The sequence below is a fragment of the Streptomyces sp. N35 genome (assembly GCF_016464295.1).
Classification (GTDB): Bacteria; Actinomycetota; Actinomycetes; order Streptomycetales; family Streptomycetaceae; genus Streptomyces.
This window is the reverse complement of record NZ_JAEIMH010000007.1, coordinates 1-25,097: the sequence shown is the minus strand read 5'-3', so window position 1 is coordinate 25,097 and position 25,097 is coordinate 1. Positions and strand designations below refer to the sequence as shown.

At 71.5% G+C, this 25,097-nt stretch carries 24 protein-coding genes and 1 pseudogene; 12 read left to right on the top strand and 13 right to left on the bottom strand.

What is annotated here, in order from left to right; genetic code table 11:
• Nucleotides 1-65: 65 nt before the first annotated feature.
• The 4 genes from JAO81_RS05870 to JAO81_RS05855 all read left to right on the top strand — a co-directional run bounded on the left by JAO81_RS05870 (nucleotide 66) and on the right by JAO81_RS05855 (nucleotide 3,896).
• On the top strand, nucleotides 66-818 hold the full coding sequence (locus tag JAO81_RS05870; RefSeq protein WP_199546693.1) for a response regulator transcription factor: 753 nt from the start codon (nucleotides 66-68) through the stop codon (nucleotides 816-818).
• The gene (locus JAO81_RS05865) at nucleotides 811-1,932 is read left to right on the top strand and encodes a sensor histidine kinase KdpD (RefSeq protein ID WP_199546692.1); all 1,122 of its coding nucleotides are present in this window, start codon (nucleotides 811-813) and stop codon (nucleotides 1,930-1,932) included. The genes JAO81_RS05870 and JAO81_RS05865 overlap by 8 nt, the downstream gene beginning before the upstream one ends.
• 177 nt (nucleotides 1,933-2,109) lie before the next feature.
• Nucleotides 2,110-2,667, top strand: a complete 558-nt coding sequence (locus tag JAO81_RS05860) for a SigE family RNA polymerase sigma factor (RefSeq protein WP_199546795.1) — start codon at nucleotides 2,110-2,112, stop codon at nucleotides 2,665-2,667.
• A gap of 2 nt (nucleotides 2,668-2,669) precedes the next feature.
• Complete coding sequence (locus JAO81_RS05855; RefSeq protein WP_233414977.1) at nucleotides 2,670-3,896, top strand: WD40 repeat domain-containing protein; 1,227 nt, start codon at nucleotides 2,670-2,672, stop codon at nucleotides 3,894-3,896.
• A 49-nt stretch (nucleotides 3,897-3,945) separates the two neighbouring features.
• Here the strand turns inward: JAO81_RS05855 and dapA are convergent, their stop codons facing one another.
• The 5 genes from dapA to JAO81_RS05830 all read right to left on the bottom strand — a co-directional run bounded on the left by dapA (nucleotide 3,946) and on the right by JAO81_RS05830 (nucleotide 6,958).
• Nucleotides 3,946-4,839 carry a 4-hydroxy-tetrahydrodipicolinate synthase gene (gene dapA / locus JAO81_RS05850; protein ID WP_199546690.1) on the bottom strand — a complete coding sequence of 298 codons (894 nt, stop codon included), beginning with the start codon at nucleotides 4,837-4,839 and terminating at the stop codon, nucleotides 3,946-3,948.
• Nucleotides 4,840-5,013: 174 nt separating this feature from the next.
• Entirely contained in the window at nucleotides 5,014-5,691 is a 678-nt protein-coding gene (locus JAO81_RS05845; RefSeq protein WP_199546689.1) for a DUF3618 domain-containing protein, read from the bottom strand.
• On the bottom strand, nucleotides 5,688-6,116 hold the full coding sequence (locus JAO81_RS05840) for a phage holin family protein (RefSeq protein ID WP_199546688.1): 429 nt from the start codon (nucleotides 6,114-6,116) through the stop codon (nucleotides 5,688-5,690). Before JAO81_RS05840 ends, JAO81_RS05845 begins: the two co-directional genes overlap by 4 nt.
• Nucleotides 6,117-6,170: 54 nt before the next feature.
• Entirely contained in the window at nucleotides 6,171-6,824 is a 654-nt protein-coding gene (locus JAO81_RS05835) for a hypothetical protein (RefSeq protein WP_199546687.1), read from the bottom strand.
• On the bottom strand, nucleotides 6,821-6,958 hold the full coding sequence (locus JAO81_RS05830; protein WP_199546686.1) for a hypothetical protein: 138 nt from the start codon (nucleotides 6,956-6,958) through the stop codon (nucleotides 6,821-6,823). The genes JAO81_RS05835 and JAO81_RS05830 overlap by 4 nt, the downstream gene beginning before the upstream one ends.
• Before the next feature lie 202 nt (nucleotides 6,959-7,160).
• On the opposite strand from JAO81_RS05830, the gene JAO81_RS05825 reads away from it, so the two are divergent.
• Nucleotides 7,161-7,895 (top strand): SDR family NAD(P)-dependent oxidoreductase, encoded by a 735-nt coding sequence (locus tag JAO81_RS05825; protein ID WP_199546685.1) that lies wholly within the window; start codon nucleotides 7,161-7,163, stop codon nucleotides 7,893-7,895.
• 51 nt (nucleotides 7,896-7,946) lie between these two features.
• Here JAO81_RS05825 and JAO81_RS05820 read toward each other — a convergent pair whose 3' ends face one another.
• A complete protein-coding gene (locus JAO81_RS05820) occupies nucleotides 7,947-8,393 on the bottom strand; it encodes a GNAT family N-acetyltransferase (protein ID WP_199546684.1) in 447 nt (148 codons plus the stop codon).
• A gap of 67 nt (nucleotides 8,394-8,460) precedes the next feature.
• Here JAO81_RS05820 and JAO81_RS05815 point away from each other — a divergent pair, with 67 nt between their 5' ends.
• Nucleotides 8,461-9,726, top strand: a complete 1,266-nt coding sequence (locus JAO81_RS05815; RefSeq protein WP_199546683.1) for a hypothetical protein — start codon at nucleotides 8,461-8,463, stop codon at nucleotides 9,724-9,726.
• A 37-nt stretch (nucleotides 9,727-9,763) separates the two neighbouring features.
• Here the strand turns inward: JAO81_RS05815 and JAO81_RS05810 are convergent, their stop codons facing one another.
• A complete protein-coding gene (locus JAO81_RS05810; RefSeq protein WP_199546682.1) occupies nucleotides 9,764-10,462 on the bottom strand; it encodes an antibiotic biosynthesis monooxygenase in 699 nt (232 codons plus the stop codon).
• Nucleotides 10,463-10,616: 154 nt separating this feature from the next.
• Nucleotides 10,617-12,449, bottom strand: a complete 1,833-nt coding sequence (locus JAO81_RS05805) for an endonuclease/exonuclease/phosphatase family protein (RefSeq protein ID WP_199546681.1) — start codon at nucleotides 12,447-12,449, stop codon at nucleotides 10,617-10,619.
• A gap of 280 nt (nucleotides 12,450-12,729) precedes the next feature.
• On the opposite strand from JAO81_RS05805, the gene JAO81_RS05800 reads away from it, so the two are divergent.
• Both JAO81_RS05800 and JAO81_RS05795 read left to right on the top strand, forming a co-directional pair.
• Nucleotides 12,730-14,175 carry a hypothetical protein gene (locus JAO81_RS05800; RefSeq protein ID WP_199546680.1) on the top strand — a complete coding sequence of 482 codons (1,446 nt, stop codon included), beginning with the start codon at nucleotides 12,730-12,732 and terminating at the stop codon, nucleotides 14,173-14,175.
• Nucleotides 14,176-14,375: 200 nt separating this feature from the next.
• Complete coding sequence (locus tag JAO81_RS05795) at nucleotides 14,376-14,879, top strand: DinB family protein (RefSeq protein WP_199546679.1); 504 nt, start codon at nucleotides 14,376-14,378, stop codon at nucleotides 14,877-14,879.
• A gap of 85 nt (nucleotides 14,880-14,964) precedes the next feature.
• Here the strand turns inward: JAO81_RS05795 and JAO81_RS05790 are convergent, their stop codons facing one another.
• The 4 genes from JAO81_RS05790 to JAO81_RS05775 all read right to left on the bottom strand — a co-directional run bounded on the left by JAO81_RS05790 (nucleotide 14,965) and on the right by JAO81_RS05775 (nucleotide 17,857).
• On the bottom strand, nucleotides 14,965-15,414 hold the full coding sequence (locus tag JAO81_RS05790; RefSeq protein ID WP_165336367.1) for a hypothetical protein: 450 nt from the start codon (nucleotides 15,412-15,414) through the stop codon (nucleotides 14,965-14,967).
• A 21-nt stretch (nucleotides 15,415-15,435) separates the two neighbouring features.
• Nucleotides 15,436-16,578 carry a hypothetical protein gene (locus tag JAO81_RS05785; RefSeq protein WP_199546794.1) on the bottom strand — a complete coding sequence of 381 codons (1,143 nt, stop codon included), beginning with the start codon at nucleotides 16,576-16,578 and terminating at the stop codon, nucleotides 15,436-15,438.
• A 68-nt stretch (nucleotides 16,579-16,646) separates the two neighbouring features.
• Nucleotides 16,647-16,886, bottom strand: coding sequence for a hypothetical protein (locus JAO81_RS05780; RefSeq protein WP_307813156.1), 240 nt, complete (start codon nucleotides 16,884-16,886; stop codon nucleotides 16,647-16,649).
• A gap of 200 nt (nucleotides 16,887-17,086) precedes the next feature.
• On the bottom strand, nucleotides 17,087-17,857 hold the full coding sequence (locus tag JAO81_RS05775) for an SDR family NAD(P)-dependent oxidoreductase (protein ID WP_199546678.1): 771 nt from the start codon (nucleotides 17,855-17,857) through the stop codon (nucleotides 17,087-17,089).
• A 201-nt stretch (nucleotides 17,858-18,058) separates the two neighbouring features.
• Here JAO81_RS05775 and JAO81_RS05770 point away from each other — a divergent pair, with 201 nt between their 5' ends.
• Both JAO81_RS05770 and JAO81_RS05765 read left to right on the top strand, forming a co-directional pair.
• A complete protein-coding gene (locus JAO81_RS05770; RefSeq protein ID WP_199546677.1) occupies nucleotides 18,059-19,507 on the top strand; it encodes an alkaline phosphatase PhoX in 1,449 nt (482 codons plus the stop codon).
• Between the two features lie 37 nt (nucleotides 19,508-19,544).
• A complete protein-coding gene (locus JAO81_RS05765; RefSeq protein WP_199546676.1) occupies nucleotides 19,545-20,321 on the top strand; it encodes an aminoglycoside adenylyltransferase family protein in 777 nt (258 codons plus the stop codon).
• 4 nt (nucleotides 20,322-20,325) lie between these two features.
• On the opposite strand, the gene JAO81_RS43325 is transcribed toward JAO81_RS05765, so the two are convergent.
• Entirely contained in the window at nucleotides 20,326-22,170 is a 1,845-nt protein-coding gene (locus JAO81_RS43325; RefSeq protein ID WP_199546675.1) for a serine/threonine-protein kinase, read from the bottom strand.
• Nucleotides 22,171-22,774: 604 nt separating this feature from the next.
• On the opposite strand from JAO81_RS43325, the pseudogene JAO81_RS05755 reads away from it, so the two are divergent.
• Nucleotides 22,775-24,346: pseudogene (locus JAO81_RS05755) on the top strand (TROVE domain-containing protein); the annotation flags it as partial.
• Between the two features lie 139 nt (nucleotides 24,347-24,485).
• The coding region (locus JAO81_RS05750; RefSeq protein WP_199546674.1) for a TerD family protein at nucleotides 24,486-25,097 on the top strand (612 nt) is incomplete at its 3' end.

Genomic DNA, 25,097 nt, shown 5'->3' with positions numbered 1-25,097 from the left:
GGACGTCGCTGCCCGCCCACGCCCTCTCCGCGACGCCCGGCCCACGGCGGTGCGAAGCTGGCGCCATGCACCGCGAAGGTGGGGGCACACCCCCTCAGGAGCCGGCCGTCGCCTCGCCGGCCCGCGTACTCGTCGTCGAGGACGATCCGACCGTGGCCGAGGTCGTGGCCGGCTATCTCGACCGCGCCGGCTATCGCGTCGAACGGTTCGCCGACGGGCCCTCCGCCCTGCGCGCGGCGCAGGAACGGCTGCCCGACCTCGTCGTGCTCGATCTGATGCTGCCCGGCATGGACGGCCTCGAGGTCTGCCGCCGCCTGCGTGAACGCGCCCCTGTCCCGGTGATCATGCTCACCGCGCGCGGCGACGAGGACGACCGCATCCTCGGCCTGGAAATAGGCGCGGATGACTACGTCACCAAGCCCTTCAGCCCCCGCGAGCTGGTGCTGCGCGTCGACTCCGTGCTGCGCCGCGCACGGCTGCCCCGGCGCAACGAGTCCGCCTCTCTCTCGTACGCGGGCATCACTCTCGATCCGTCGGGCCGCCGCGCCACCAAGGACGGCCGTGAACTCGCCCTCACCCTGCGCGAGTTCGACCTCCTCGCCTATCTGCTCGGACATCCCGGCGAGGCCTGCAGCAGGGAGCGGCTGATGCACGAGGTGTGGGGCTGGGAGTTCGGCGATCTGTCGACCGTGACGGTTCATGTGCGGCGGCTGCGCGGCAAGATCGAGGACGATCCGGCGCGGCCCCGGCTGATCCGGACGGTCTGGGGGGTCGGCTACCGCTTCGAAGAGGCGAAGGAGGCGGTGCCCGATGCGTGAGGTCCTGCTCATCGCCCTGTACGCGGCGTGCGGCGCGGCGGCCGCCGGAGTGCTCGGCGCGACGGCACTGCGCCTGCTGCGCCACCGCTCCGTCGCCGTGTCCCTCACCGTGGTCGCCGCCACGGCCGTCACCGCGATGCTGGCCGGGACGCTCGCGGTGGCCTGGGCGATGTTCCTGTCGCCGCACGATCTGACCGTGGTGACCCTCGTCATCGTCATGGCCGCCGTGGTCTCGTTCGCGACCTCGCTGCTGCTCGGCCGCTGGGTGGTGGCCCGCTCCCGCGAACTCGCCCAGGCCGCCCGGTCGTTCGGCGACGGCGGCAGCTTCGCGGCGCCGGGCGTATCGGCCACCGCCGAACTGGACGCCCTGAGCCGCGAACTGGCCGCCACCAGCGCCAGACTCGCCGCTTCGCGCGAGCGTGAACGCGCCCTGGAGTCCTCACGCCGTGAACTCGTCGCCTGGATCTCGCACGATCTGCGCACCCCGCTCGCCGGACTGCGCGCCATGGCCGAGGCGCTCGAGGACGGGATGGCCGCCGAGCCCGAGCGCTACTTCCGGCAGATCCGCACCGAGGTCGAGCGGCTCAACGGCATGGTCGGCGATCTCTTCGAGCTCTCCCGTATCCACGCGGGCGCCCTGCAGCTCACCCGTACCCGGATGTCCGTCTACGACCTCGTGGGCGACGCCCTGGCCGGCGCCGATCCGCTCGCCCGCGAGCACGGGGTCCGGCTGATCGGTGAGCGGGTCGACGAAGTGCCGGTCGAGGTGGACGGCAAGGAGATGACCCGCGTCCTGGCCAACCTCCTGGTCAACGCGATCCGCCGGACCCCCGCCGACGGCACGGTCGCGGTCGCCGCCGAGCGCGGCGAGGACGGCGCGGTGGTGCTCTCGGTCACCGACGGCTGCGGGGGCATCCCCGAGGAGGACCTGCCGCGCGTCTTCGACACCGGCTGGCGCGGCACGGCCGCCCGCACCCCGCCCGCCGGTGCGGGCCTGGGGCTCGCCATCGTGCGCGGCATCGTGGAGGCCCACCGGGGCAGCGCCGAGGTGCACAACGTGACGGGCGGCTGCTGCTTCAAGGTGCGGCTGCCGGTGGATCCCGTCTCGCCCTGACCCCGAACCCCCGAGGGCGACGGGCTCATGGCAGGGACCGTGCAGGACGGCTGAAAGGGGCACGTCATGGGTCCGTAAGAATGTGGCGGACCACAGGCATAGCAGGGGGCGGCCGCAGGCGTCACCAGGAGCAGCAGACCTCCAGGGCCCGGGGGTCCAGGAGAGATGAAGGTGACGATGAAGCCCCGTGACGCGGGATATGAGGACAGTTTCCGCCTGTTCGTGGAGAGCCGGTCCGCCGCGCTGCTGCGGACCGCGGTGCTGCTGAGCGGAGGCGACCGGCATGCCGCCGAGGACCTCTTGCAGAACGCCCTGGTCAAAGCTCTGGGGCGGTGGCACAGGATCGATGAGCCGGAGGCGTATGTCCGGCAGGTCCTGTACCGGCAGCAGATCGGACGCTGGCGCCTGAAGTGGCGCCGGCGCGAGGTGAGCGTCTCCGTACCGCCCGAGGCCAAGGCGGCCGAGGACGGGGCGGCGGCCGCCGAACTGCGCGTGGTGCTGCGCGCGGCCCTCGGCCGGCTGACCGCACGGCAGCGGACGGTGCTCGTGCTGCGCTATTTCGAGGATCTGCCCGAGGCGGAGGTCGCCTCGCTCCTCGGCTGCTCGGTCGGCACGGTGCGTTCGACGACGCACCGCTCGCTGGCCCGGCTGCGCACCCTCGCACCCGAACTCGCCGCGCTCGCACCTGAAGCGGACGAACCCGTGCACCCCCGGCCTGTGGAGGTAGGACCGTGAAGATGGACGACATGGTGCGTTCGGCGCTCCGTGACATGGCGGAGGAGACCGGGCCGCCGGCCGGTGACCTGGCGGGCCGCGTGGTCGCCGCCCGGCGCCGGCGCAGGACCCGTACGGTCGTGGGCGCGGCGCTCGCGACCACGGCCGCGGTGATCGCCTCGGTGCTCGCGGTGCCGGCGCTCGGCGGGGACGACACCCCGCAGCTCGCGAGCCGGACACGGACCGATGACGTCGTGGCGCACCCGAAGCAGTCGCCGCCGCGGGACCTCATCGCCGCGGGGCGGACCGCGCTCGCCGCCTACGCGGTCACCGAGAACGTCAAGGGGCCACAGGACAGCCGGATCCGCCGCAAGACCTGGTACCTCCTCGACCAGGAGACCGGAAAGTATGTGAAGGCGGACAAGTGGTCCGTCGTGGATGTCGCGCCCGGCATGCGCACCGCCGTGGTCCTCGAACAGCAGCTGCCCACGCGGCGGATCGGGCTGGTCGACCTGCTGACCGGTGAGATCGAGCGCTGGATCCCGGTCGAACGGAGCGTCGCGGGCGTCGAGTTCTCGCCCGACGGCCGGAAGCTGGTCGCCACGACCTACAGCGAGAACCCCGACCAGGTGTCCAAGCTCGACTACGACCTGAACGCCGACGGCAAGCTGAACGACTACGACTGGGACAAGACCACGTCCTACCGGACCGGGTTCTATGTGCTGGACGTCGACTCCGGGCAAGGCTCTTGGAGCGAGGTCCCCGTCCGCCACGACGAGCACGGCATGGTGGAGGTCAACCTCCGCCAGGACTTCGCCTTCACCGATTCCGGGAAGCTGGTGTACTCGGGCCTGATGGTCGAGCCCGGCAACCGCTACTACGACTTCACGGGCAAGGAGACCTCCGCTCCCGCGAACGAGAAGCACCTGGACTGGTCCGTCGAGGCGCGCCTTTCGCCCAACGGCAAGCTGGCCGCGGGCGGCTTCGCGGGCGGCGCCAGGACCACCGCGTCCGAGATCATCGACCCGTACACCGGAAAGCGGCTGCACAAGACCCGCGGTCAGCAGCTGCTCGCCTGGGCCGACGACAAGCGGCTGATCGCCTGGGACATCGCTCCGGATACGGGGGAGTTCCGGCAGCAGCTCGTGATGGTCACCATCGGCAGCGACAAGGTGGTTCCGCTGAGCGGATTCCTCAAGGGCACCGACGGGTCCTCCGGCCGCTGGAGCCCGCTGTTCGCCACCCGTTGACCGCAACGCACCACCCGTTGACGGCGACGCGCCAACCGCTGACCGCCGTTCACCGCCCGCCGGCCGAAGCGGCTTCGTACGCCGTGCGCAGCCCGCGGACCCGCTCCGGGTCCGCGGGCCGCAGCGGTCCGCGGACCGGGCCCGCCGGAAGGCCGAGTTCGGCAAGCAGGGCCTTCGTGGTGACGGTGCCCGGCAGGCCGTCCGCCATCACGCGCTCGACGAGGGGGAGCACGTGCTGGTGGGCGGCCGTAGCGCGTGCGGTGTCGCCCTCGTCGTACGCGTCGAGGAGGGAGCGCAGCAGCCGGGGCGCCACGTTCGCGACCGTCGAGACGAAGCCGGCGCCGCCCACCGCGTACAGCGGAAGGATCCACTCTTCGCAGCCCGCGTAGTACGCGAGAGAGGTCGCGGAGATCACCTTCGAGCTGCCGAGCACGTCATACGCGCAGTCCTTGACCGCCACGATCCGCTCATGCCCGGCGAGGCGGATCATGGTGTCCGGCTCGATCCGGGTGCCGGTGCGGCCGGGGATGTCGTACAACATCACGGGCAGCGCGGTGGCGTCGGCGACCTCGAGGAAATGGGCTTCGAGCGCGTCCTGCGGCGGGCGGCTGTAGTACGGGGACACCACCAACAGGCCGTCCGCGCCCGCCTGTTCGGCCTCGCGGGCCAGGTGGAGGGTGTGCCGGGTGTCCGCGGTGCCGACCCCCGCGATGATCGTGCCGCGGTCGCCGACCGCCTCGCGTACGGCCCGGATGAGGGCGGACTTCTCCTCGTCGGACGTGGTGGGGGATTCGCCGGTCGTGCCGGAGAGGACGAGCCCGTCGCAGCCTTCGCCGACGAGATGCGCGGCGAGCTTTTGCGCGCCGTCCAGGTCAAGGGCGCCCGTCGCGTCGAAGGGCGTGATCATCGCGCAGAGGGCGCGGCCGAATGGGGAGTTCGTCATGGCATGAGTGTCGGCGGACTCATCGTGAAGCTCCACTTAAATCTGCTTCAAGGTGAGGGCTAGCGATGCTTAGCGGTTGGGTGTGCAGAATGTACGGGGCATGCAAGGTGTGTGAGGCGTGCGGGAGCGGGGCGCGGCCCGTGCGGTGGGCCGCGCCCCTTTCCTCATCCGGGCTCAATGGCCGCGCTTCGTACGGCCATTGCGCCGCCGGCGCATGACGCCGACCGCGAGCAGGGCGCCCGCACCCACGACCAGGAGCGGCCGGGGGTGACGCCGTCCGGTCTTGGCCACCGTGGCGGCCACGTCGAGCACCGGCTGCGGGGTGCTCTCCTGCACGCGGTGCGCGGTGTCGGAGGCGCGGCCCTGCACCTGTGCGGTGGCGTCCTTCAGCCGACCGCCGGCCTGTGCCGCCTTCACCATCGCCTGGTCCTTGATCTCCGCCGCCTGGTGCACGGCCTGGGTCTTCAGCTCGCCGGCCTGCTGCCTGGCCTCGGCCGCCTTGCCCATCGCCCCGGCGGCCGCGCCCTTGGCCTGGGTCTTCGTTCCGCTCGCCTTTCCGCCGGCGCGGGCCTTCGCCCCGGCGGCCTTGTCCTGCAGTCCGTGGGCCTTGTCCTTCATGCGTGCTGTCCTCTCCGTCATGCGCGTTTTCGCCCGTGCCACCCGCTGCCGTGCCCGGCCCTTCACATCGGCCTTGGCCGCCAACTCCTCGACGGTGGCGCCGAGTTCGCTCCGCGTCTGCTCGATCCGGCCGCGCAGCTGCTCGGGTGTCTGTGCGGAGGTGTCCTCGGCCTTCGCGGTGTGCGTGGGCGTGTCCTGGGCCTTCGCGGTGTGCGCAGGCGTGTCCTCGGTCATCGCGCCGCCCTCTCCTTGATCTCCGCCACGTCGGCCCGGACGCTGTCGAGCGCCTTCTCGGGCATGGGGGGTGTCGCCCGGCCGAGCCGCTTGCGGCCCGCGGCCGCCAGCGCCCCGGCGATCAGGAACAGCACGCCGCACACGATCAACGCACTGGCCCAGACGGGCAGTTCGAGGGAGAGCGCGGCCACCGCCGCGGCGGCGAGCACCATGAGACCGATGTACGCGACCGCTCCGGCCGCACCGAGCAGCCCGCCGCCGCGCCCGGCCTGTTTGCCCTTCTCGGTCAACTCGGCCCGGGCAAGCTGCATTTCCTGTCGTACGAGCGTGGAGAGCTGCTCCGAGGCGCGGCTGACGAGCTCGCCCACCGAAGGATGTTCATCCGTTGCCGTGTCCGGCTTCTGCCGGTCGCCTGGCCCGCTCACGTATCCCGCCTCCCAAACTGTCGGGACCGCTCCGGGTACCCGCAGGGGAGTCCTCTATCCCCGGGGTCCGCGCTGGATTCGGGCCAACTGGGTCTGGAACCAGTCGAGGCGGGCCTGCAGCAGGGCGGCCTCCGCGACGAGTTCGGGCACGTCGTACGCCGGTGTCGTCGCCACCGGCGGATTCCGCACCGTCAGGCCCTCGCCCGCGAGGCGCTCGAACGCAGCGGGAGCCAGTGCCCGGCGCGCTCCCGCGCACCTCGCGCAGGCGCTCTCCAGAGCGCACCAGCCCGGCCTGCCCCAGCCCGCGTCCGCGAGCACCACCCCCGCCGCGCCGCACACGCACGGACCCGAGGTCATCGTCCGCACACGTTGGCGGGCATAACGGAAACCGCGCTCGAAGCGGATGTAGAACCCCAGAACCGATACTTCGAGCAGCACGGCCCGGCGGTGATCCGCTGTGCTGAGCAGGGCTTCGGCGTCCTGCCGGGCGTGCACGCAGTGGAAGCCGCAGTCGCAGCGGCGGTGCGGTGCGCGGTGGCGGCGGCCGTAGACGCACGCGGCCTCGTCGAGCACGCCGTACGGGAGCGCGGCGCCGAGCGAGACGCCGACGAAGCCCACCCGGGTGCCGTCCTGGGACAGCACCGGGTGGGCGATCTTGTAACCGGTCGGCGGCTCCGTCGGGCGTTCCTCGGGGAGCCGCCGGCTCATCCGGCGGGTACCTCGACCGGCGCCTCGGCGGTCGCCGCGGTCTCTTCGGTGCGGTCCTCGATCTCGGCCGGCTCCGCGTGCACGAGCGGCTTTTCCTCGGCGTACCCGGTGGAGATGGCTTTGCCCAGCAGCATGGCGGCCTCCAAGAAGGGACGAGAAGTCCGGAGAAGGATGAGATGCCCTTGTCATAGTGGCGCATACGAGGGCGAGTTGGCACCAGGGCGTCTCACGGGATGGGCGCCGGCGGCCACTCGGTGCCCGGCTCCGGTGACCGCTGGGCGCGTGGCATGATCGTGCGGGGCGCGGCAGAGCCGAACAGAGAAGGCACTGCAGCACATGAGCACAGAACAGCGGGTGGCCCTGGTCACCGGTTCGTCATCGGGGATCGGTGCGGCGACCGCGCGCCGCCTGGCCGCCGCGGGCGTCCGGGTCGTGGTCAACTCGGCCAGGTCCGTCGACGCGGGCAAGGCACTCGCGGCCGAACTGCCGGACGCGGTCTACATCCAGGCCGATGTGGCCGAGGACCCGGAGGGACTGGTCGAGTCCGCCGTGGCGGCGTACGGCCGGCTCGACATCCTCGTCAACAACGCCGGTACGACCCGCTTCATCGACCACGCCGACTTCGCCGCCGCGAGCCCCGAGGTGTGGCGCGAGATCCACGAGGTCAATGTGATCGGCGTCTGGCGCACCATCACCGCCGCCGTCCCGCACCTGCGCGCCCACGGCCGCGGCAGCGTCGTCAACGTCTCGTCGCAGGCCGGGATCCACGCGAACGGCAGCTCCATCCCGTACGCGGTGAGCAAGGCGGCCCTCAACCACATGACGCGGCTGCTCGCCAAGCAGCTCGGGCCGGAGATCCGGGTCAACGCGGTCGCACCCGGCATGATCGCCACACCGTGGTACGAGGGTCAGGACGGCATCGACGAGGCGATGCGGCAGGTGGCGGAGCGGCTGCCGCTGCGCCGGGTCGGCACCGCCGAGGACATCGCCGAGACGATCACCGACCTCGCCAACGCCTCGTACATCACGGGCGAGGTGGTCCTGGTGGACGGCGGCGGACATCTGTTGTGAGTGCTCCGAGGCGACGGGCAGCAGCCGCTCCGAGCCGACGGGACGCCGTGGTCACAGGGGCAGCTTGAACCCTTCGTGACTGCGGGCGAACCCGAGCCGCTCGTAGAAGCGGTGGGCGGCGCCCCGGCGCTTGTTGCTGGTCAGCTGCATCAGCCCGCAGCCCCGCGCCCGGGCCCGCTCGATCGCGCGCTTCATCAGCTCCGCGCCGAGGCCGCCGCCCCTGCGGTCCGCCCGCACCCGCACCGCCTCGACGAGCGCCCGCTCCCGTCCGCCCCGACCGAGCCCCGGGATGTACGTGAGCTGGGCGCAGCCCAGGACGAGCCCGGCGTCGTCCACGAGCACCAGCATCTCGTTGCGCGGATCCGCTTCGATCGCCGCGAACGCGCGCTCGTGCGCCTCGCCGACCATGACGGACCCCGGGTCCACGAGCCGGTCCTCGTCGGAGAGCAGGGCGAGGACGGCGGCCAGTTCGGCACGGGTGGCGGGGCGCAGGAGCATGGCGCGAGTCTCGCACGGGGCGCGAAATCGTTTGCGGGGCGTCCGGGGGCCCGGGAACCTTGCCCGTATGAGCAACGCATTGCAGGAAGCACGCAAGCTGCTGGACGAAGGTGATATTCCCGGAACCGTACGACAGCTGCGCTCGGCGGTGGAGCAGGCCGAGCTGCACGAGATCGCGGAAGTGGTACGCAAGCTCTCCGAGGCGGTCGGCTTCGACGAGCTGGCCGCCGCCGCGAAGAAGCTGACCAAGCGGCCCCGCGAGGCGAGGGCTCTCTTCGACTTCGGGTACGGCTGCGTCGAGCGCGGGGTGTCCTTCCTCGCCGTCCCCGCCCTGCGCGAGGCACTGCGCCTCGCGCCCGACACCCCCGTGGTCCTCACCGAGTTGGTGTCCGCGCTCGAGGACGAACACCGGCATGCGGAGGCGGTACAGGTACTCGCCGGGCGTGACACGGCGCTGCGGCCCTGGCCGGACCGGTATCTCCTGGTCCACAACGCCCTGCTGGCCGGGGATCTCGTCCAGGCCCGCGCCCAGCTGGCCCGGCTGCCCGAGCCCGATGACGAACTCTGGCAGTGGCCGCTCGGCCGCGTGCGGCGCATGATCGAGCGCGCCGACGCGGCCGCTCCGCGCGACCTGAAGGACCTGCGGGGCTGGCAGTTCGCGGTGCACGGCACCTGTCTCCTGACGCTCTCGCCGTGGGGGTACGCGGCGGGCATGACCGGCCGCTGGGCCTACACCCAGGACTCGTACGACCGGATTCTGCACGGGCTCGAACGGCTCGGAACCGTCCTGCGCACCGCCGCTCTCGCACCCGCCTCGGTCTCCCTGCTGGCCGACCGCTCCTCGCGGATCCTCGGCACGGCGGCCGCGCGCCACTTCGGTCTGCCCGCCGTCGAGTTCGACCCTGCCCGCACGGACACCCTCGTCGTGGCGTACGACATGAACGACAGCGACCAGGACCTGCTGTCCGCGCTGCGGGAACGTGCGCGGGGACAGGTCCTGTTCGAGCACGCCACCAGCTGGACCGACCCGCCCGTCGTGCCGGCCGATGTGAGCACGCTGCTCGCGCAGGTGAACATCGCGCCCTGGGCCGAGACGCTGCGGGTGGTGGAGGGCGAGACCGAGCGCGTACCGGCCGATGAGCGGCCGGCCGACGAGCTGGCGGCCGAGATCCTCGCCGCCGGTGCGTACGACGACGAGGGTGACGGTGAAGCGCCGGCGGACCCGCAGGAGACGCTGACGGCGTTCGTCGCCGCGACCGCCTCGGTGTGGCGGACCGGGACCCGGGACCGGGTGGACTCGCCCGGGCCCGTGCCGAGTTCACGGTTCCGCTGAGCCTCACCCCGCGCTGAACCTCACCCCGCGCTGAGGCTCACCCCGCGCTGAGGCTCACCGCCGGCAGCCACCGGCGGACCCCGCCCCCGACGACCCCGGGAAAGCTGTGCACCCGCTGCCACTGCGGGGTGGGGGAGCCGACGCCGTTGCCGGGGGCCGCGAGGGCGTCTACGTGGTCCTGGACGCTCGCCCACTGGGCGAAGTTGAGCACCTTCGTGCCGTCGAAGCTGGTGTGGAAGTGGCCCGAGATCCCGCCCGGGTGCGGGGTGGGTTCCGAGCCCAGGGCCTCGAAGACCGCGTCGATCCACGCCCGTTGACGTGCGGGATCCGGACCGTCGAACTCGACCTCCACCGTCACGATTGCCCCGGGCGCCCGGTCCGGATCGCGTGAAGCTCCCCGGTACAGCTCGTACGTGTCGAGCCGCAGCCGCTGGATGCCCGGCACCGCGTCGTCGATCTCGGAGTTGCGCTCCGTGCGGTGCCGGGCCACGAAGGCGTCGTAGTCGGACAGTTCGCGCCACTGCGAGAGATGCAGCAGCGACTCGCCGTCCGTGCCCTTGAACACGCTGTAGGAGACCGGCCCGTCCACGGGCCAGGGCCGGCTCTCCCACGTCTTGGTGATCGCCGCGACCGCCGCGTCCTGCCGTTCGGGTGTGCCCACGTTCCAGGTGCTCGCGAGCACGGCGCCCACGCCCGGGCGGTCCAGGTCCGGAACGGTGTCGATACGCAAGGTCATGGCGGTCCTCCGGTTCGTCGCGTTGAGTCGCCGATCACCATCCTGGAAGTTGAAGTCCGGTTGAGGTCAAGGGCGGCCGGCCCGTGGCCACGACCGGACCGGCCCGTGGCCACGACTCGACCGGCCCGTGGCCACGACTCGACCGCACCGTGGCCTACGGCTCGAAACGCAGCACCTGCGGGTCGTGGTCGCTGTTCTGCTCGGCGAACTCCGCGTTGATGTGCACGCTGTCGTAGGCGTAGTCGTCGATCGACGGGCTCGTCAGGATCTGGTCGAGGACCTGCGAGTTGCCCTGGAAGACGTACGAGTAGCGCTCGGCGCGCGGCAGCGAGGTGATGGCCGCCTCCAGAGCGCCGTCGGCGGTGAGCGCCTTGGTCGTCCCGGAGAACTCGAAGTCGTTGATGTCACCGACGACCAGGACGACCGCGTTGCGCTGGGCCTTGAGCAGGTCCTTGACGAAACCGTTCACCGCCTGCGCCTGCTGCAGCCGCTTGGCCTCCGACGAGCGCACCGGCGGCTGGTGGTGGGAGACCAGGGACTCGTCGCCGCCCTTGGAACCGAAGTGGTTGGCGATCACGAAGACCGTGCGCCCGCGGAAGGTGAACTCGCCGGCAAGGGGCTTGCGGCTGTCCGCCCAGGCCGGGTTGGCCGGGTCGATCCGGCCGGGGGAGAGCGTCAGGGCCGCGCGGCCCTTCTCCCGTACGACCGCAGTGGCCGTGGTCGCGTCACCACCGGGGCGGTCCGTGAAGGACACCCGGTCCGGGTTGTAGAGGAACACCTGGCGGATGTTGCCGCCCGGCTCGCCGCCGTCCTTCTTGTCCTCCGGGTCGATCGAGCGCCACTCGTACGCCGGACCGCCCGCGGCCTTGATCGCCTCGGTGAACTTGGCGAGGGTCCGGCCTGCCGACACCGTGCCGTCGTTGGTCGCGCCGTTGTCGTCCTGGATCTCCTCCAGGGCGAGGATGTCGGGGCTTGCGAGGTTCTCGACGACCGCCTTCGCGAGCGCGTCGAACTTCGTCTGCGGGTCCTTCGGGTCCAGGTTCTCCACGTTGTACGTGGCCACGGCCAGCTCGTCGCGGTCCTGGCGGCGCGTGCGCTCGCGCTCGAGGTCCCGGTCCTCGACGGTGCCGAGCGTGCGGGCGGTCAGCGTGTAGCCGCCGAACTGGTTGAAGTCCAGGGGCCCTTCCGTACGACCCGTGAGCCGGTCGCCGACATCGGCCTTCGGGAACGGGCTCTGCGAGATCGGGGCCAGCTGCTGGATCTGGATCCGGCCGGTGTTCTGCGAGGAGTACGAGCCGTAGCGGGCGCCGCCGCGGTTGGTCGGGTTCTCCCAGGGCTTCACGGTCACCCACAGCTCGGAGTACGGGTCGGTGGCGCCGACGACGCGGGAGGTGCCGATCGCGACGTTCATGCCCTCGAGGGACTCGTAGTAGTCGAGTGCGTACGAACGCGGGTGCAGCGGGAGCTTGTTGATGCTGTTGCCGTCCGCGGGGTCACCCTCGGGGGCGTAGCGGTGCGGCACCTGCCACCCGCTGATGACCTGAGCCGCGGGCAGGGCGTTGCCCGACGAGACCACGGTGACCGTGGGCTTGGATATCTGCGTGAGCGACTGGTTGCCGGAGCTCGCACCGCCCGGCACGTACTCGGTGACGGTGCCGGACACCCGTACCGCGTCGCCCGCCTGGACGGTGGGCACCGAGCCCGTGTAGACGAAGACGCCCTCGCTGGTCGCCGGGTCGGTGTCCGGGCTCGGGTCCTGGATCCAGAAGCCGCGCGAGCCGTACGTACGGACGCCCGTGACGATCCCCTCGACCTCGCTGACCTGCTGGCCCTCCAGCGGCGAGAGACGGGTCGTGCCCTGGATGTCATGGACGGAGACCGGGGCGGCGTCCGCGCTGCCGGCGGTCAGCAGACCGGCGGCCAGGGCGATCGCGACGACCGTGGCGGTTCTCGGGAGCGGGTGCGGACGGGCGGTGCGAGGAGGCATCAGATCACTCCGGATGAGGGTGGAGAGTGGTGCGACGACAGGGCGGTGCCGGGCATCGTGCGGACACGGGGCCGCCCGGCACGGTGCGACGTCCGCTATGCGCGTAGACCATGCGGAGATCTACGCGCGTCAATCTCTTGCGTGGGCACGGGAGTTGTCAAGGCCATGGGGGTGTACGGCTTCTGACGGGTACATGAACCGGCCGGTCTGGGGTGAAATCCGTCTACTCTGGGGGCCGCCCGCCGTTGCCCACGGGGAACCGTACGAGGAGAGCCAGCCCATGAGCCCGACGCCCGACCGCACCACCCTGCCGCCGGCGCGCCTCGCCCCCGAGGCGGAGCTCGCCCGCGCCGCGCTGGCCGCACCGCTGCTCGCGCGTGCGGTACGGCTCGCCCGCTGGGCCGGGCCCGAGACCCGGGTCGGCGCGGGCGGCGAGCTGGTCGACGAGCAGCTGCCGGCGGCGGCGGAACTGCTCGGGTACGCGGCGGACGACGAGGACGGCCCCGCGTACGCCAGCGAGGCATGGCGGGTGGCCGTCGACACCGGCCTGGTCGAGGTCACGGACGGCGATGAGGAGTCGGACGGTACGGTCGTCGCCGGCGAGGACCTCGCACTGATCGCCTCGGGTGGACCGGCCGACATCCTCGCCCTGTGGCAGACCGCGTTGGACACGGTGCTCGCGGACGCCAGCGTGCCCGACCTCGACGATCTGGTGGACGCGCTCAGCGAGGGCGGCGAGATCGACCTCGACGCCCTGGGCTTCGACCCCGAGGCCGAGGCCGAGTTCCTCGACGGGGTGCTCGGCAACCTCTATCTGCTCACCGTCAGCGAGGACGGTCCGGGCGACGAGCCGGTGCCGCTGCCCGCCCTGGCCGCCTCCATGATCGTGCCGGATGACATGGGCGAGCCGACCGACGACATCCTGGAGCAGGTCTCGGACGCGATGATGCGGCTCGACGACCAGTTCCGGCTGCTCGAACCGATCGGCCTTGTCGAATTCCAGCCGGTGGACGAGGAGTTGATGGCGGAGGCCGGTGACGAGGTCGCCGAGGTCCCCGAGGACGAGGACATCAGCCGGTACGGACTGGTCCGGCTGACCCCGCTCGGTCTGTACGGCATCCGGTCGCGGATGCGGGAGGCGGGCGTGGACGCGCCGGCCGTCGGGGACCTGGCGGACAAGGGTGCGGACGTACTGCTCGACGCGACGGCCCGGTTCCCGCAGTCCTCGGCCCAGGCGGAGACCGAGCTGTGGCTCGCGGGGCGTGAACCGGTCGCGGCGGCACGGGAGTTGCTCGCGGCGGCCCGCGGTTCCGACGAGGACGGCCCGCTGCGGCGGCTGCGCTGCCAGCAGGCGCTCTCGCTGACGGGTCCGTCCGCCGAGCCGGCGCTGCGGGATGTGCTCGGGGACCGGGAGCTGGGCGGTCTCGCCCGGGTCTGGCTGACCGAGCACGGCTTCGCCGACGTACCGGCGCCCGACCCGGCCATGATTTTCTGGCTGACCATCGACACCCTGGCCGCGCAGCTGGCGGCGGAGGGGAACTCGGAGGAACTCCAGGGCCTGGTCGAGGGGTTGGCCTCCCAGCACGCCGGGTTCTTCGACACGGCCTGGCGGGTGGACCACCCGGGGACGGCCGACGTCCTCGAGGCGATGGGCCGCCTGCACCCGGACAAGCGGGTGGCCAAGGAGGCCCGCAAGGCGGCGTTCAAGGCGCGCTCGCGGGCTTGAGGCGACCGGGGGGGTCCGCTCACGGGCCCCCTCATTGCCGCGCTGAACTCGTCCGACCATGCGTCGAGTTGAACCCGGCCGTCCATGCGTCGAGGTGAACTCGTCCGTCCGTACGTCTCGTTGAACTCGTCAGTCCGCCACGTCACCTTGATCCCGCCCGTCCGCACGCGCCGGACGGGCGGGAAGTTTACGGTTTCGGCATGACGACTGTGGAGCCCCGCTCAGATCTTCGGCCCCCGGGCCTGAACGCCGATGAGAAGACCACGCTGCTGACCTTTCTGGACTACGTGCGCGAGTCCGTGCTCGCGAAGGCGGCCGGTGTCCCGGAGCCGGCGGTCCGCACCGCCGGGGTCCCCTCCGGGACCAGCCTGCTCCGACTCCTCAAGCATCTGACGGCGGTGGAACTCAACTGGTTCGTCTGGGCCTACGCCGGCGCCGATCGCGAGCGCTGGGACGACGAAGGCGACGTACTCGCCGAGGACACCGCGGCGGACCTGGCGGACGCCTATCGCGAGGCGATCGCCCGCGCGAACGAGGTCGCCCTCGCCTGCACCGACCTGGACCGCCCCGGTGCCCGCTCGCTGCGCGAGACCCCGCCGCCGTCGATGCGCTGGGTGCTGGTCCACATGATCGAGGAGACCGCCCGGCACGCCGGGCACGCGGACATCCTGCGCGAGCGGATCGACGGCTCCGTCGGGCGGTGAGACAGGCCACGGTGGGCGGCCCCCTCCCAAAGGGACCGCCCACCACCCCGCGGGGAGCGGGATCAACCGTGCCGAGGCGAAGGCGTCAGCACTCGTACCGAGTGGTGTGCTTGAACGAGGACGTCGATCCGTCGAAGCCGTACGTGCCGCGGAACGCCGGCGGGTTCTGGTACTCGCCGACGATCGTGATCGTCGAAGCGCACGAACCCTGGCCCGACCGCTTGGCGTCGATCCGCAGGCCCTCACCGATGAAGCCACCGGTGATGTCCCAAGGCGCCCCGCAGATACCGGACTTGATCTGGCCGCCCGTCACCACGTGCGGATAGGTGTTGGGGTTGTACGTGACTTCGAGGGCGAAGCTGATCTGCCCGTTGTGCAGCGTCAGCTTGCAGTCCGTCGAGACCGCTTGTGCCCCCACGTCCATCTGCTGCGAGGCGAAGGCCTCGTCACGCGTCTTGACCTCGGCGCCCTGCGGGTTGAAGAACTTGTGCTCCGACCGCTGGGAACCCTTCTGCTTGCGTGCCTGCGTGGTCATGGTGCCTCCCTTCCGTACGACTCAGGCCAGCTGCTCGGCGATCTCGACGCGCAGCAGCGAGCGGACGTTCTCTATGTGGTTGGACACGGTGACCACGGACGAACCGGCGAACAGCAGGCCGACCGCCACGTTGTCCTGCGAGGTGACCAGGGAACCCGAGTCGCCGCCCGCGGAGATGTTCGTGGTGAGGATCTGGTCCTTGAACCGTGCCGTCCCCGCCGTGCCGTAGTTGACGTCGATGGTCGCGTCGACCGCGATGATCCGGCCGAAGGAGATGTTGGTCGTACGGCCGGTCTTCTTGACCAGGTCGCCGACCGCCACGTTGGCCTTGCGCCGCCAGGCGCGCGGCGCACCGCTGAAGTACGTCTCGCGGGTGGCGTCCTGGAAGTCCACCGAAGCGAGCGCCGCGTCCACGACGTTGTTCTGCCGCTCCAGCGGAATCTGCGGCGCGAACTGGATCGTGATGAACCGTTCGAGCGTGGCGATCCGGTCGCCCGGGTCCTGCCCGCCGTCGAACGGGCCGGGCTGCAGGATCGCACTGCCCAGCTGTGCCCGGTTGGAGTCGGCGAGCACATGGTTGTTGGAGAGGATGTAGAACTTCGACGGTACGCCGAGGCCCGCGCCCGGCGGGTCCACGGTCGCGCCCGGCAGGAAGTCGTACACGACGCTGCCGAGGGTGCCCGCCGTCACGCGGACGTTGCCCACCGAGAAGCCCGAAGGGCACGGCCGCATACGGCGCTTGAGCAGCTGCGGCTCGAACGCGCCCAGCCCACCGAGCTCTTCGAGCAGGGGCTGCGACAGCTGGGCGAGCTGCTCGGACACCTCGTGGCGCCCGGACTGCTGCTCGTCACCGCGCGCGGACGGTACGGACCGCCCACGGCCGGTGCTGCGCTGCGCCGCCACATGACCGACCGCGATCACGTCGGTCGGGGTGCCGTCGTCCATCTGGCGCGGGACGACATCCCGCTCGGGAAGCATGGACTCGGAAACCTTCTGGGTCACGAAGACGAGCACGGCCTGCTCGCCGGTGGGCCGGCCGTCGGCCCATTTCACCCCGTGGCCGAAGCCGACCACGTTGGCCAGCGGCTCCTCACGCCGCAGGAAGTCACTCATCGCCTGCTGGCGGGAGCTGTCGCTGAGCTGCCCGCCCGTCGGGCCTCGCATCAATTCTGGCCGGCTCGTCACGCCTGACCACCTACTTCCCCTAGCGATGCGCGGGGATCCCCGGCGGCTCAGGACTCCTGGTCCTGGGCGTCGACTGAGCCGATCGCGAGCACGCGTACCGGCACGCCCTCGAGCTCGTCGGGAACCAAATCGTCGTCCGGGAGCAGATCGCGGGGCACCTTTCGGGTCACGAAGACGACGATCACGTCCTCGCCCGAGTGCTCGTCCCGTCCTATCCCCACCCCGGTCACATGGGCCAGCATCATGAGCCGGCCCTCATGGAGCCTGCGTGCCTCGTGTGCGTCCACCGGGCTCGCCTCTCCGCGTTCTGCGCTCCTGCAGGTAGCTGTCTGTCTATTGCCGCCGTACACGGGGGTCAAGGGCCACCGCATGAAATCTTGGGACTCGCGCTATCTGCTCCTCTTGACCTTGTTTACGAAGATTGGGAGCGCTTGCGGCGCGCCGTGAAACGGACGCCCCGCCTCCTGCCGGGCGCCTTGCCCTCCGCTCAAGTACGCAGATGCGAAGCCCCGTTGAGATCGAGCACGGTTCCGGACGCCCACTCGGCCGCGGGCGAGGCGAGCCACCGTACGGCCTCGGCGATCTCGTCCGCGGAGGCGACCCGGCCGAACGGGCTCTGCTCACGGATCGCCGCGCCCTCCTCGCCTTCGAGGCGGTGCGCCACGCGCTCGGTGTCGAAGAAACCCGGGGCCACCGAGGCGACCGCGATCCCGTACGGCGCGAGCGACACGGCGAGGGACTGACCGAGCGCGTGTACCGCGGCCTTGGTGGCGCCGTATGCCGGATGATCCGGCTCGCCCCGGAAGGCGCCGCGCGAACCGATGTTGACGATCCGTCCGCCCGAGCCCTGGTCGATCATCCGGCGGGCCGCGAGATGGCTGAGATTCGCCGTAGCGAGCAGGTTGACGGACACATGCGCCTGCCACAGCGCCGCCCACTCGTCGTAGGGGGTCTCCGGGAGCGGGTGGCGGAGGTTGACGGCCGCGTTGTTGACCAGGATGTCGATCCCGCCGAGCCCGGCGAAGGCCTCCTGCGCGACGCCCGCCGCCCCCGCGGCGCCGGAGACGTCACCGCCGACCAGGACGTGTCCGGAGCCGTCGAGCGCGTCGAGTGTCCGCTGTGCCTCCTCGCGCCGGGAGTTGTAGTGCACGGCGACCCGGTCGCCCTGGGCGGCGAAGGCGCGGGCGACCGCGCGGCCGAGCCCGCGCGAGGCTCCGGAGACGAGGACACGGCGGCCGGTGGGGGCGGAGGGATTCACGGAAGCTGGACTCCAGAAGTCGGACGGTGTTCAGCCTCCGTTTATACGCGGGCGGAACTCTCTGGCGCGGACCACCCCGCAGCATTCAGTACGAGCAGCACCCCGCAGTCGCAGCACCCCGCAGTCGCTACACCCCGCAGTCGCTACACCCCGCAGTCGCACCACCCCCAGCAGACCTGGACCGTCGCTTCAGGAGAGACCATGCCGCTCACGCGCAGAGACTTCGCCCGCCGCTCCGCCCTCACCGGTGCGGGCGTCGCGCTCGCCGGTACCGCAGGGGTACTCGCCACCACCGACGGCGCGCTCGCCAGTCAGGAGGAGGCGACCGGCACCGGCCACGGTGACCGTCCCCACGGCCCCGGTTACGGGCCGCTCGTCCCCGATCCCGAGGGGATCCTCGCGCTGCCCGCCGGATTCACGTACAAGATCATCACGTACTGCGGGAAGACGAAGCTGGACAGCGGCGAGTTCACCCCGTCGAACCATGACGGCACCGCCACCTTCGAAGGCCCGCGCGGCACCACGCTGCTCGTGAACAACCACGAGAGGGCCGGCCCGCGTCCCGCCACCAACCCCCCGGTGCCGCCCAGGGGGGGCCCCGTCTCCGCCCCGGCCGGGGCCGGCGGCTGCACCGTCGTCGAGGTGCGCCGTGGCGGTGAGGTCGCCGAGTGGGTGGGCGTCGCCGGCACCTCCACCAACTGCGCGGGCGGACGCACCTCTTGGGGAACCTGGCTGACCTGCGAGGAGAACTCCGACAAGGCCGGCGAGAACGGCATGACCAAGGACCACGGCTATGTCTTCGAGGTCGACCCGTACGACCGACGGGCCAACCGTGACCCCAAGCCCCTGAAGTTCTTCGGCCGCTTCGACCACGAGGCCGTCGTCGTCGACCCGAAGACCGGTCACGCGTACCTCACCGAGGACGACAGCAAGCCCAACGGGCTCTTCTTCCGCTGGGTGCCGCCGCACGGCTTCAAGCACGGGCGCGGCCGGTTCGGGAAGCTCGCCGACGACGCGGGCACGCTGCAGGCGCCCAAGTGCTTCGACTCCGGCGGCACGTTCGTCGACGACCTCTCGCGCGCCACGAAGATCGGCACGGTGTACGGCGTCGACTGGGTGGACGTGCCCGAGCGCGACGCGCAGCAGACGGCGATCCGCAAGCAGTTCAAGGACGGTGAGGTCACCCGCGCCCGCAAGCTCGAAGGCATGTGGTGGGCCGACGGCGGCGCGTACATCGTCTCCTCGTACGCCCGCACGGAGAGCCCCGGAAAGCCGCACGACGGCCAGGTCTGGTTCTACCACCCCAAGCGCCGCACCCTCACGCTCAAGGTGCTGCTGGGCGTGAACCCCGACCCGGGCAAGGACGGTGCCTTCGACGGCCCCGACAACATCACCGTCTCCCCGTACGGCGGCCTGATCCTCGCCGAGGACGGCGAGGGCGTCTCGCATCTGTTCGGCGCCACGGACAGCGGGCGTACCTACCCGATCGCGCGCAACGACCTGAACATCGGCACCGAAGAGGAGCCGGAGTACAGCGAGTTCGCCGGCGTGGTCTTCTCGCCCGACGGCAGGACGCTGTACGCCAACATCCAGGAGCCGGGCATCCTCGTGGCCATCACCGGACCGTGGAAGCGGAACTCCCGGTCGTAGTCTGCCCGATCACCCGATCCGGCCTTAATCTGACGGAATGGATCACCTCACACCGGCCGTGGAGCTGGTTGCCGACGTCCTTGGACCCGAGCTCATCGGCAGCTACCTCCACGGCTCCGCCGTACTCGGCGGGCTGAAGCCGGCCAGTGATGTGGACCTTTTGGTGGTGTCCCGGCGCTCGCTGACCCCTGACCGGCGCCGGGCACTGCTTGACGGGCTGCTCGCCCTTTCCGGGCTCGAAGGGCCGCTCGGGCCCGTCGAGTTGGCAGTCATCGTCCAGTCGGATGTGCGGCCGTGGCGCTACCCGCCGGTCTGCGACTTCCTGTACGGCGAGTGGCTGCGCTCGTCGTACGAGAAGGGTCTCGTGCCCGAACCGGAGGAGATGCCGGATCTGGCGGTGCTGCTCACGATGGCCCTCGCCGGGGACCGGACGCTGAGCGGGCCGCCGCTCGCCTCGGTGGCCGGCCCGGTGCCGCGGGAGGACCTCGCGGCGGCGTGCCGGGCGGGCATTCCGGCCCTCCTCGCGGACATCGACGACGACGAACGCAACGTGCTGCTCACCCTCGCCCGGATCTGGACGACGCTCGCCACGGGGGAGATCAAGTCCAAGGACACGGCGGCCGATTGGGCCCTGGCGCGGCTGCCCGCCGAGCACCGGGCGCCGCTTTCGTACGCGCGCGAGCTGTACCTGGAGCGCACCTACGCCGAAGAGCGCTGGGAGGACGGACTGCGGGCGGCGATCCGCCCCTGCGCGCAGGCGATCGTGGGACGGATCGAGGCGCTCGGAGACCCGGAACGCGCAGAGCGTTCCTGACGGACTATGCCGCCCGCTCCGCGTACATGCCGTCCTGCCCCGTCCCGTGGAACGTCAGCTGGTCCGCGTCGACCGCGTCGAAGTACGGGCGGTCGCCCGCCTCGCAGGGGACGGAGGCGAGGTCGCCGTTGTCCAGGTCGCCCGTGCGGACGGACTTGCCGAGGACGAGACGGTCCGCAGTCGCTTCCTCGACCGGTGCCTCGAAGGTGCAGTAGCTGCCGTCGCCGCCGCTGACGCCCCAGGTCACCGACTTGCCCGCGGGTGCGGAGGGGATGGTGAAGTTCCACTCCAACCCGGCTTCCAGGTTCTGCCATTCGCCTGCGTAGTTCCCCGGGAAGCCGTCGCCCGGACCGGTCCCGCCGGAGTCGCCGCCGGTGTCCTCGCTGCTCGGGGAGGCATCGGCGGAGGGCTTGCCGCTCTTGTCGCCCTTGCCGGCCGTGGCGTTCTTCGTGGGGCTGTCCTTGCCCTGCGGGCTCTGTGAACTCTTCGAAGGCTCGGGCGACTTGGACGACTTCTCTCCGGGCCCCGCGCCCTGTCCGGCGTCGGAGGAGGAAGCACCGCGGTGGTCGCCGGAACCCTCCGTGCCGCCCCGGTCGTCGAGGAGCGAGGGCACGAAGACGAAGCCGCCGGCGGTCAGAGCGATCACGACGGCCGCGACGAGAGGAAACGCGAGGCGGCGTCGGCGCTTCGGGAGCGTCTGGGCCCGGGTGTGGGGCGGGACGGGGGTTTCCTCGGCCCGCGTGGGGGGTGTCGAGCTCGCTTCAGGTGTCCCGGGTGACCCTGCGCGCAGGGCGTAGGTCCCCTGGTCGGCCGGGCCGGCTGGGCGCGGGGCCGGGGCGGGCTCCGCGGTGGTGCTCCCCGCCTCCTTCGGCGTCTCGGTGGCGGCGCTCCTCGCCTCCTTCGGCGCCTCGGTGGGGGCGCCCCTCGCCTCCTCTGGCGCCTCGGTGTCCAGGGGGCGGGGCGCGCCGGGGGGCCCCCCCCCCCCCCCCCCCACCCCCCCCCCCGCCCCGGCCGCCCCCCCCCCCCCCCCCGCCGGGGCGCCCGCCGTCGTGCGCGCCACGATCTCCGGCAGCGGCAGCCGCTCCTGCGGCACCTTGTGCAGACAGCCGGTGATCAGCGCCAGCAACTCGCCCTCGACACCTGCCAGATCGGGCTCCTCGGACACGATCCGGAACATCTGCGCATGCGGCCCGATCTCCGAGCTGCCGAACGGCCGCCGCCCCGTCGCCGCGTACGCGAGCAGCGCGCCGAGTCCGAACACATCGCTGGCCGTGCCGACCGTCTCGCCGCGCACCTGCTCGGGGGACATGAAGCCGGGGGAGCCCACCGCATAGCCGGTCTGGGTGAGCTGGGTGCCGAGCGCGAGATGGCGGGCGATCCCGAAGTCGATGACGCGGGGGCCGTCGAGGGTCAGCAGGACGTTGGACGGCTTGAGGTCGCGGTGCACGAGACCGGCCGCGTGGATCGCGGTGAGCGCCTGGGCGAGCCGGCCGGCCATGACGAGCACCGTACGCTCGGGCAGCGGACCGTGCTCCTCCTCGACGACGGTGTCGAGGCCGGGGCCCGGCACGAACGCCGTGGCGATCCACGGGGATCCGGCCTCGGTGTCGGCGTCGAGAACCCGTGCCGTCCAGTCGCCGCCGACGCTGCGGGCCGCCTCCACCTCCCGCCGGAAACGCAGCCGGAAGGCGTCCTTGGCGGCGAGCTCCTCGCGCACGACCTTGACCGCGACGGTGCGGCCTCCCGGTGACCGGGCGAGAAAGACCTCGCCCATCCCGCCGCTGCCGAGCCGGCCGAGCAGCCGGTACGGACCGATCTGCCGTGGATCCTGTTCCCTGAGCACCTGCATGACGTGTCCGCCACCTTCCCCCGTACGGCTCGGGGTGATGGTACCCAGGGGGGTGGGCGTGGCTCGCGGGGCGTACCGGGAAAACCCTTGGCGCCTTTACGGGTTCGCTCTCTAGAGTCGTAGACGTCCAGGTGCGCAGGCAGGACTTACTTCCACTCTTAATGGGGCGGTTGCGGGTTCGAGTCCCGCCTCCGGTATTCGTGCCGGAGTAGCTCAAATGGTAGAGCACCAAATGTAGTTCCGCCGAACTGATCTCTGGACACCACAACGTAATGCACCTCCCGGTGCGAAGGCCCGCGGCTACTTCTTTGGGAGAAATCACGCCGCACGGCCACCTTGATCTCGGGAGGCCTTTCAGCAGGGGGATGTGCCCGGTGCGCAGGCAGCGGTTACTTCTCTGGTTCAGAGGGTTGCGGGTTCGAGTCCCGTCACGGCTACGGGTCGTGTAGCTCAATCGGTTAGAGCATCTGACTGTCACCGCCGTCGACTCCGACCTCGGGCACCCCCTTGCCGAAAAGCCTCCCGCGATTCCGTACACCGACATTCCATACATCGTCGTTCCGTACATCGTCATTCCGTACACCGTGAATTCGGGGGGATTCTCATGGCACGCTTCAACACCAAGTCCTTTCGCGCACGCGGCACTGCGCGTGTCCCGCCCACTGGCCGCACCCTGCGTACCTTCGAGGGCGGCCGGGGCTTCGAGCGCGCGGAGCGCTCCGAGCTCTTTCTGCTCGCCGTCGCGAATTTCGTCTCCCAGCAGACCTTCTACGAGAAGGGCACGGACCGCGACGACCGCTTCGCGCGCCTCGTGCGCAAGCTGGCCGTCGAGGACCCGCAGTGGACCGCGGGCCTGCTCGGCTGGCTGCGCGGCGAGGGCAACATGCGGACCGCCTCGCTGGTCGGCGCCGCCGAGTACGTGAAGGCGCGGCTCGACGCGGGCGCCACGGAGGGACCGTCGAACCGCTCGGTCATCGCCTCCGTGCTCCAGCGGCCCGACGAGCCCGGTGAGCTGCTCGGTTACTGGACCTCGGTGTACGGGCGCGCCCTGCCCAAGCCCGTCAAGCGCGGTGTCGCGGACGCGGTCCGTCGCCTGTACCACGGCAAGTCCCTGCTGAAGTACGACACTTCGGGCAAGGGCTACCGTTTCGGCGACATCCTCAACCTGGTGCACGCCGCGCCCGACGCGGACAAGCCGTGGCAGGGCGAGCTGTTCCAGTACGCTCTCGACCGCCGGCACAACCCGGACACGGCCGTGCCGCCCGCGTCGAGCCGTGTGCTCGTCGCGCACCGTGAGCTGATGGGCCTGCCCGTCGACGAGCGGCGCGCGGTGGTCACGGCGCCCGACGGTCCCGCGCGCCTCGCCGAGGCGGGCATGACCTGGGAGGCCCTCGCGGGCTGGCTGCAGGGCCCGATGGACAAGGCCGCGTGGGAGGCCGTGATCCCGTCGATGGGCGCCATGGCGCTCGTACGGAATCTGCGGAACTTCGACGAGGCCGGGGTCTCGGACGAGGTCGCGGCGGTCGTCGCGGCCAAGATCTCGGACCCGGAGCAGGTGCGCCGCTCGCGGCAGTTCCCGTTCCGGTACCTGGCCGCCTACCAGCACGCGCCGTCGCTGCGCTGGGCGTACCCGCTCGAGCAGGCGCTCGCGCACTCGCTGTCCAACGTGCCCGAGCTGCCCGGCCGCACGCTGGTCCTGGTGGACCGGTCCGGTTCGATGTTCTTCTCGAAGATGTCGGACCGCTCCCAGCTCACCCGGGCCGACGGCGCCGCCGTGTTCGGCACGGCGGTCGCGATGCGGGCCGCGAAGGCCGATCTGGTGCAGTTCGGCTCGACCGCCGCCGCGGTGAAGTTCCGCCGGGGCGAGTCGGTGCTCAAGGTCCTGGGGCGCTTCGGCGACCTGGGCGGCACCGACACGACCGAGGCGGTACGGCGGTTCTACCGCGGGCACGACCGGGTCCTGATCGTCACCGACGAGCAGTACACGTACAGCGCCCACGGCGACCCGACCGCGCAGGTGCCGGCGGACGTGCCCGTCTACACCTGGAACCTCGCGGGGTACCGGGCGGGCCACGGCCCGTCGGGTACGCGGAACCGGCACACGTTCGCGGGGCTTTCGGACGTGGCCTTCCGGATGGTTCCGCTCCTGGAGCGGGGCCGTGACGCCGCCGGGCCGGGGGAGACGGCGGGGTGGGGGCGGGCCCGCGGGCCCGGGGGGACTCCTTGCCTGCCGTCGGGCGGAAACCGGACGGCAGACGGGGAAAACTCGCCGCGAGTAAGGGAACGGCAAAGAGATCTCGCTCGTTACCCCAGGCATGACAGCTATGACCCCCGGCTCGAACATCCCCCTGCCCACCGCCCGTGTATCGGTGGACGTCGCCGCTCCCGTGCGGCTGGACGTATCGGGCCTGCTGCTCACCGCCGACGGCAAGGTGCGCTCCGACGACGACTTCATCTTCTTCAACCAGCCCTCGGGCCCCGGTGTCACCTACCAGTCGGGCGGCGGCTCGGCGCCCGACAAGGTCACGGTGGACACCACCGGCGTCCCGCCGGGCATCGAGAAGATCGTGGTGACCGCGAGCCCGGACGCGGCGGGTCAGACCTTCCAGGGCATCGAGCCCACGGCGACGATCCGCAACGCGGACGACAACAGCGTGATCGCCACCTTCACCCCGCCGCAGCTCGGCTCCGAAACGGCGCTGGTGATCGTCGAGATCTACCTCCGTAACGGCGCGTGGAAGGCCCGCGCCGTCGGCCAGGGCTATGCGAACGGTCTGGCCGGTATCGCCACGGACTTCGGTGTATCGGTGGAGGAGCAGCCCGCACCCGCCGCAGCCGCCCCCGCACCCGCTGCCGCACCGGCCGCTCCGGCCGCTCCGGCCGCACCGCCCGCGCCGGCCGCCCCCCCGGCGCCGGGCAAGTCGGGG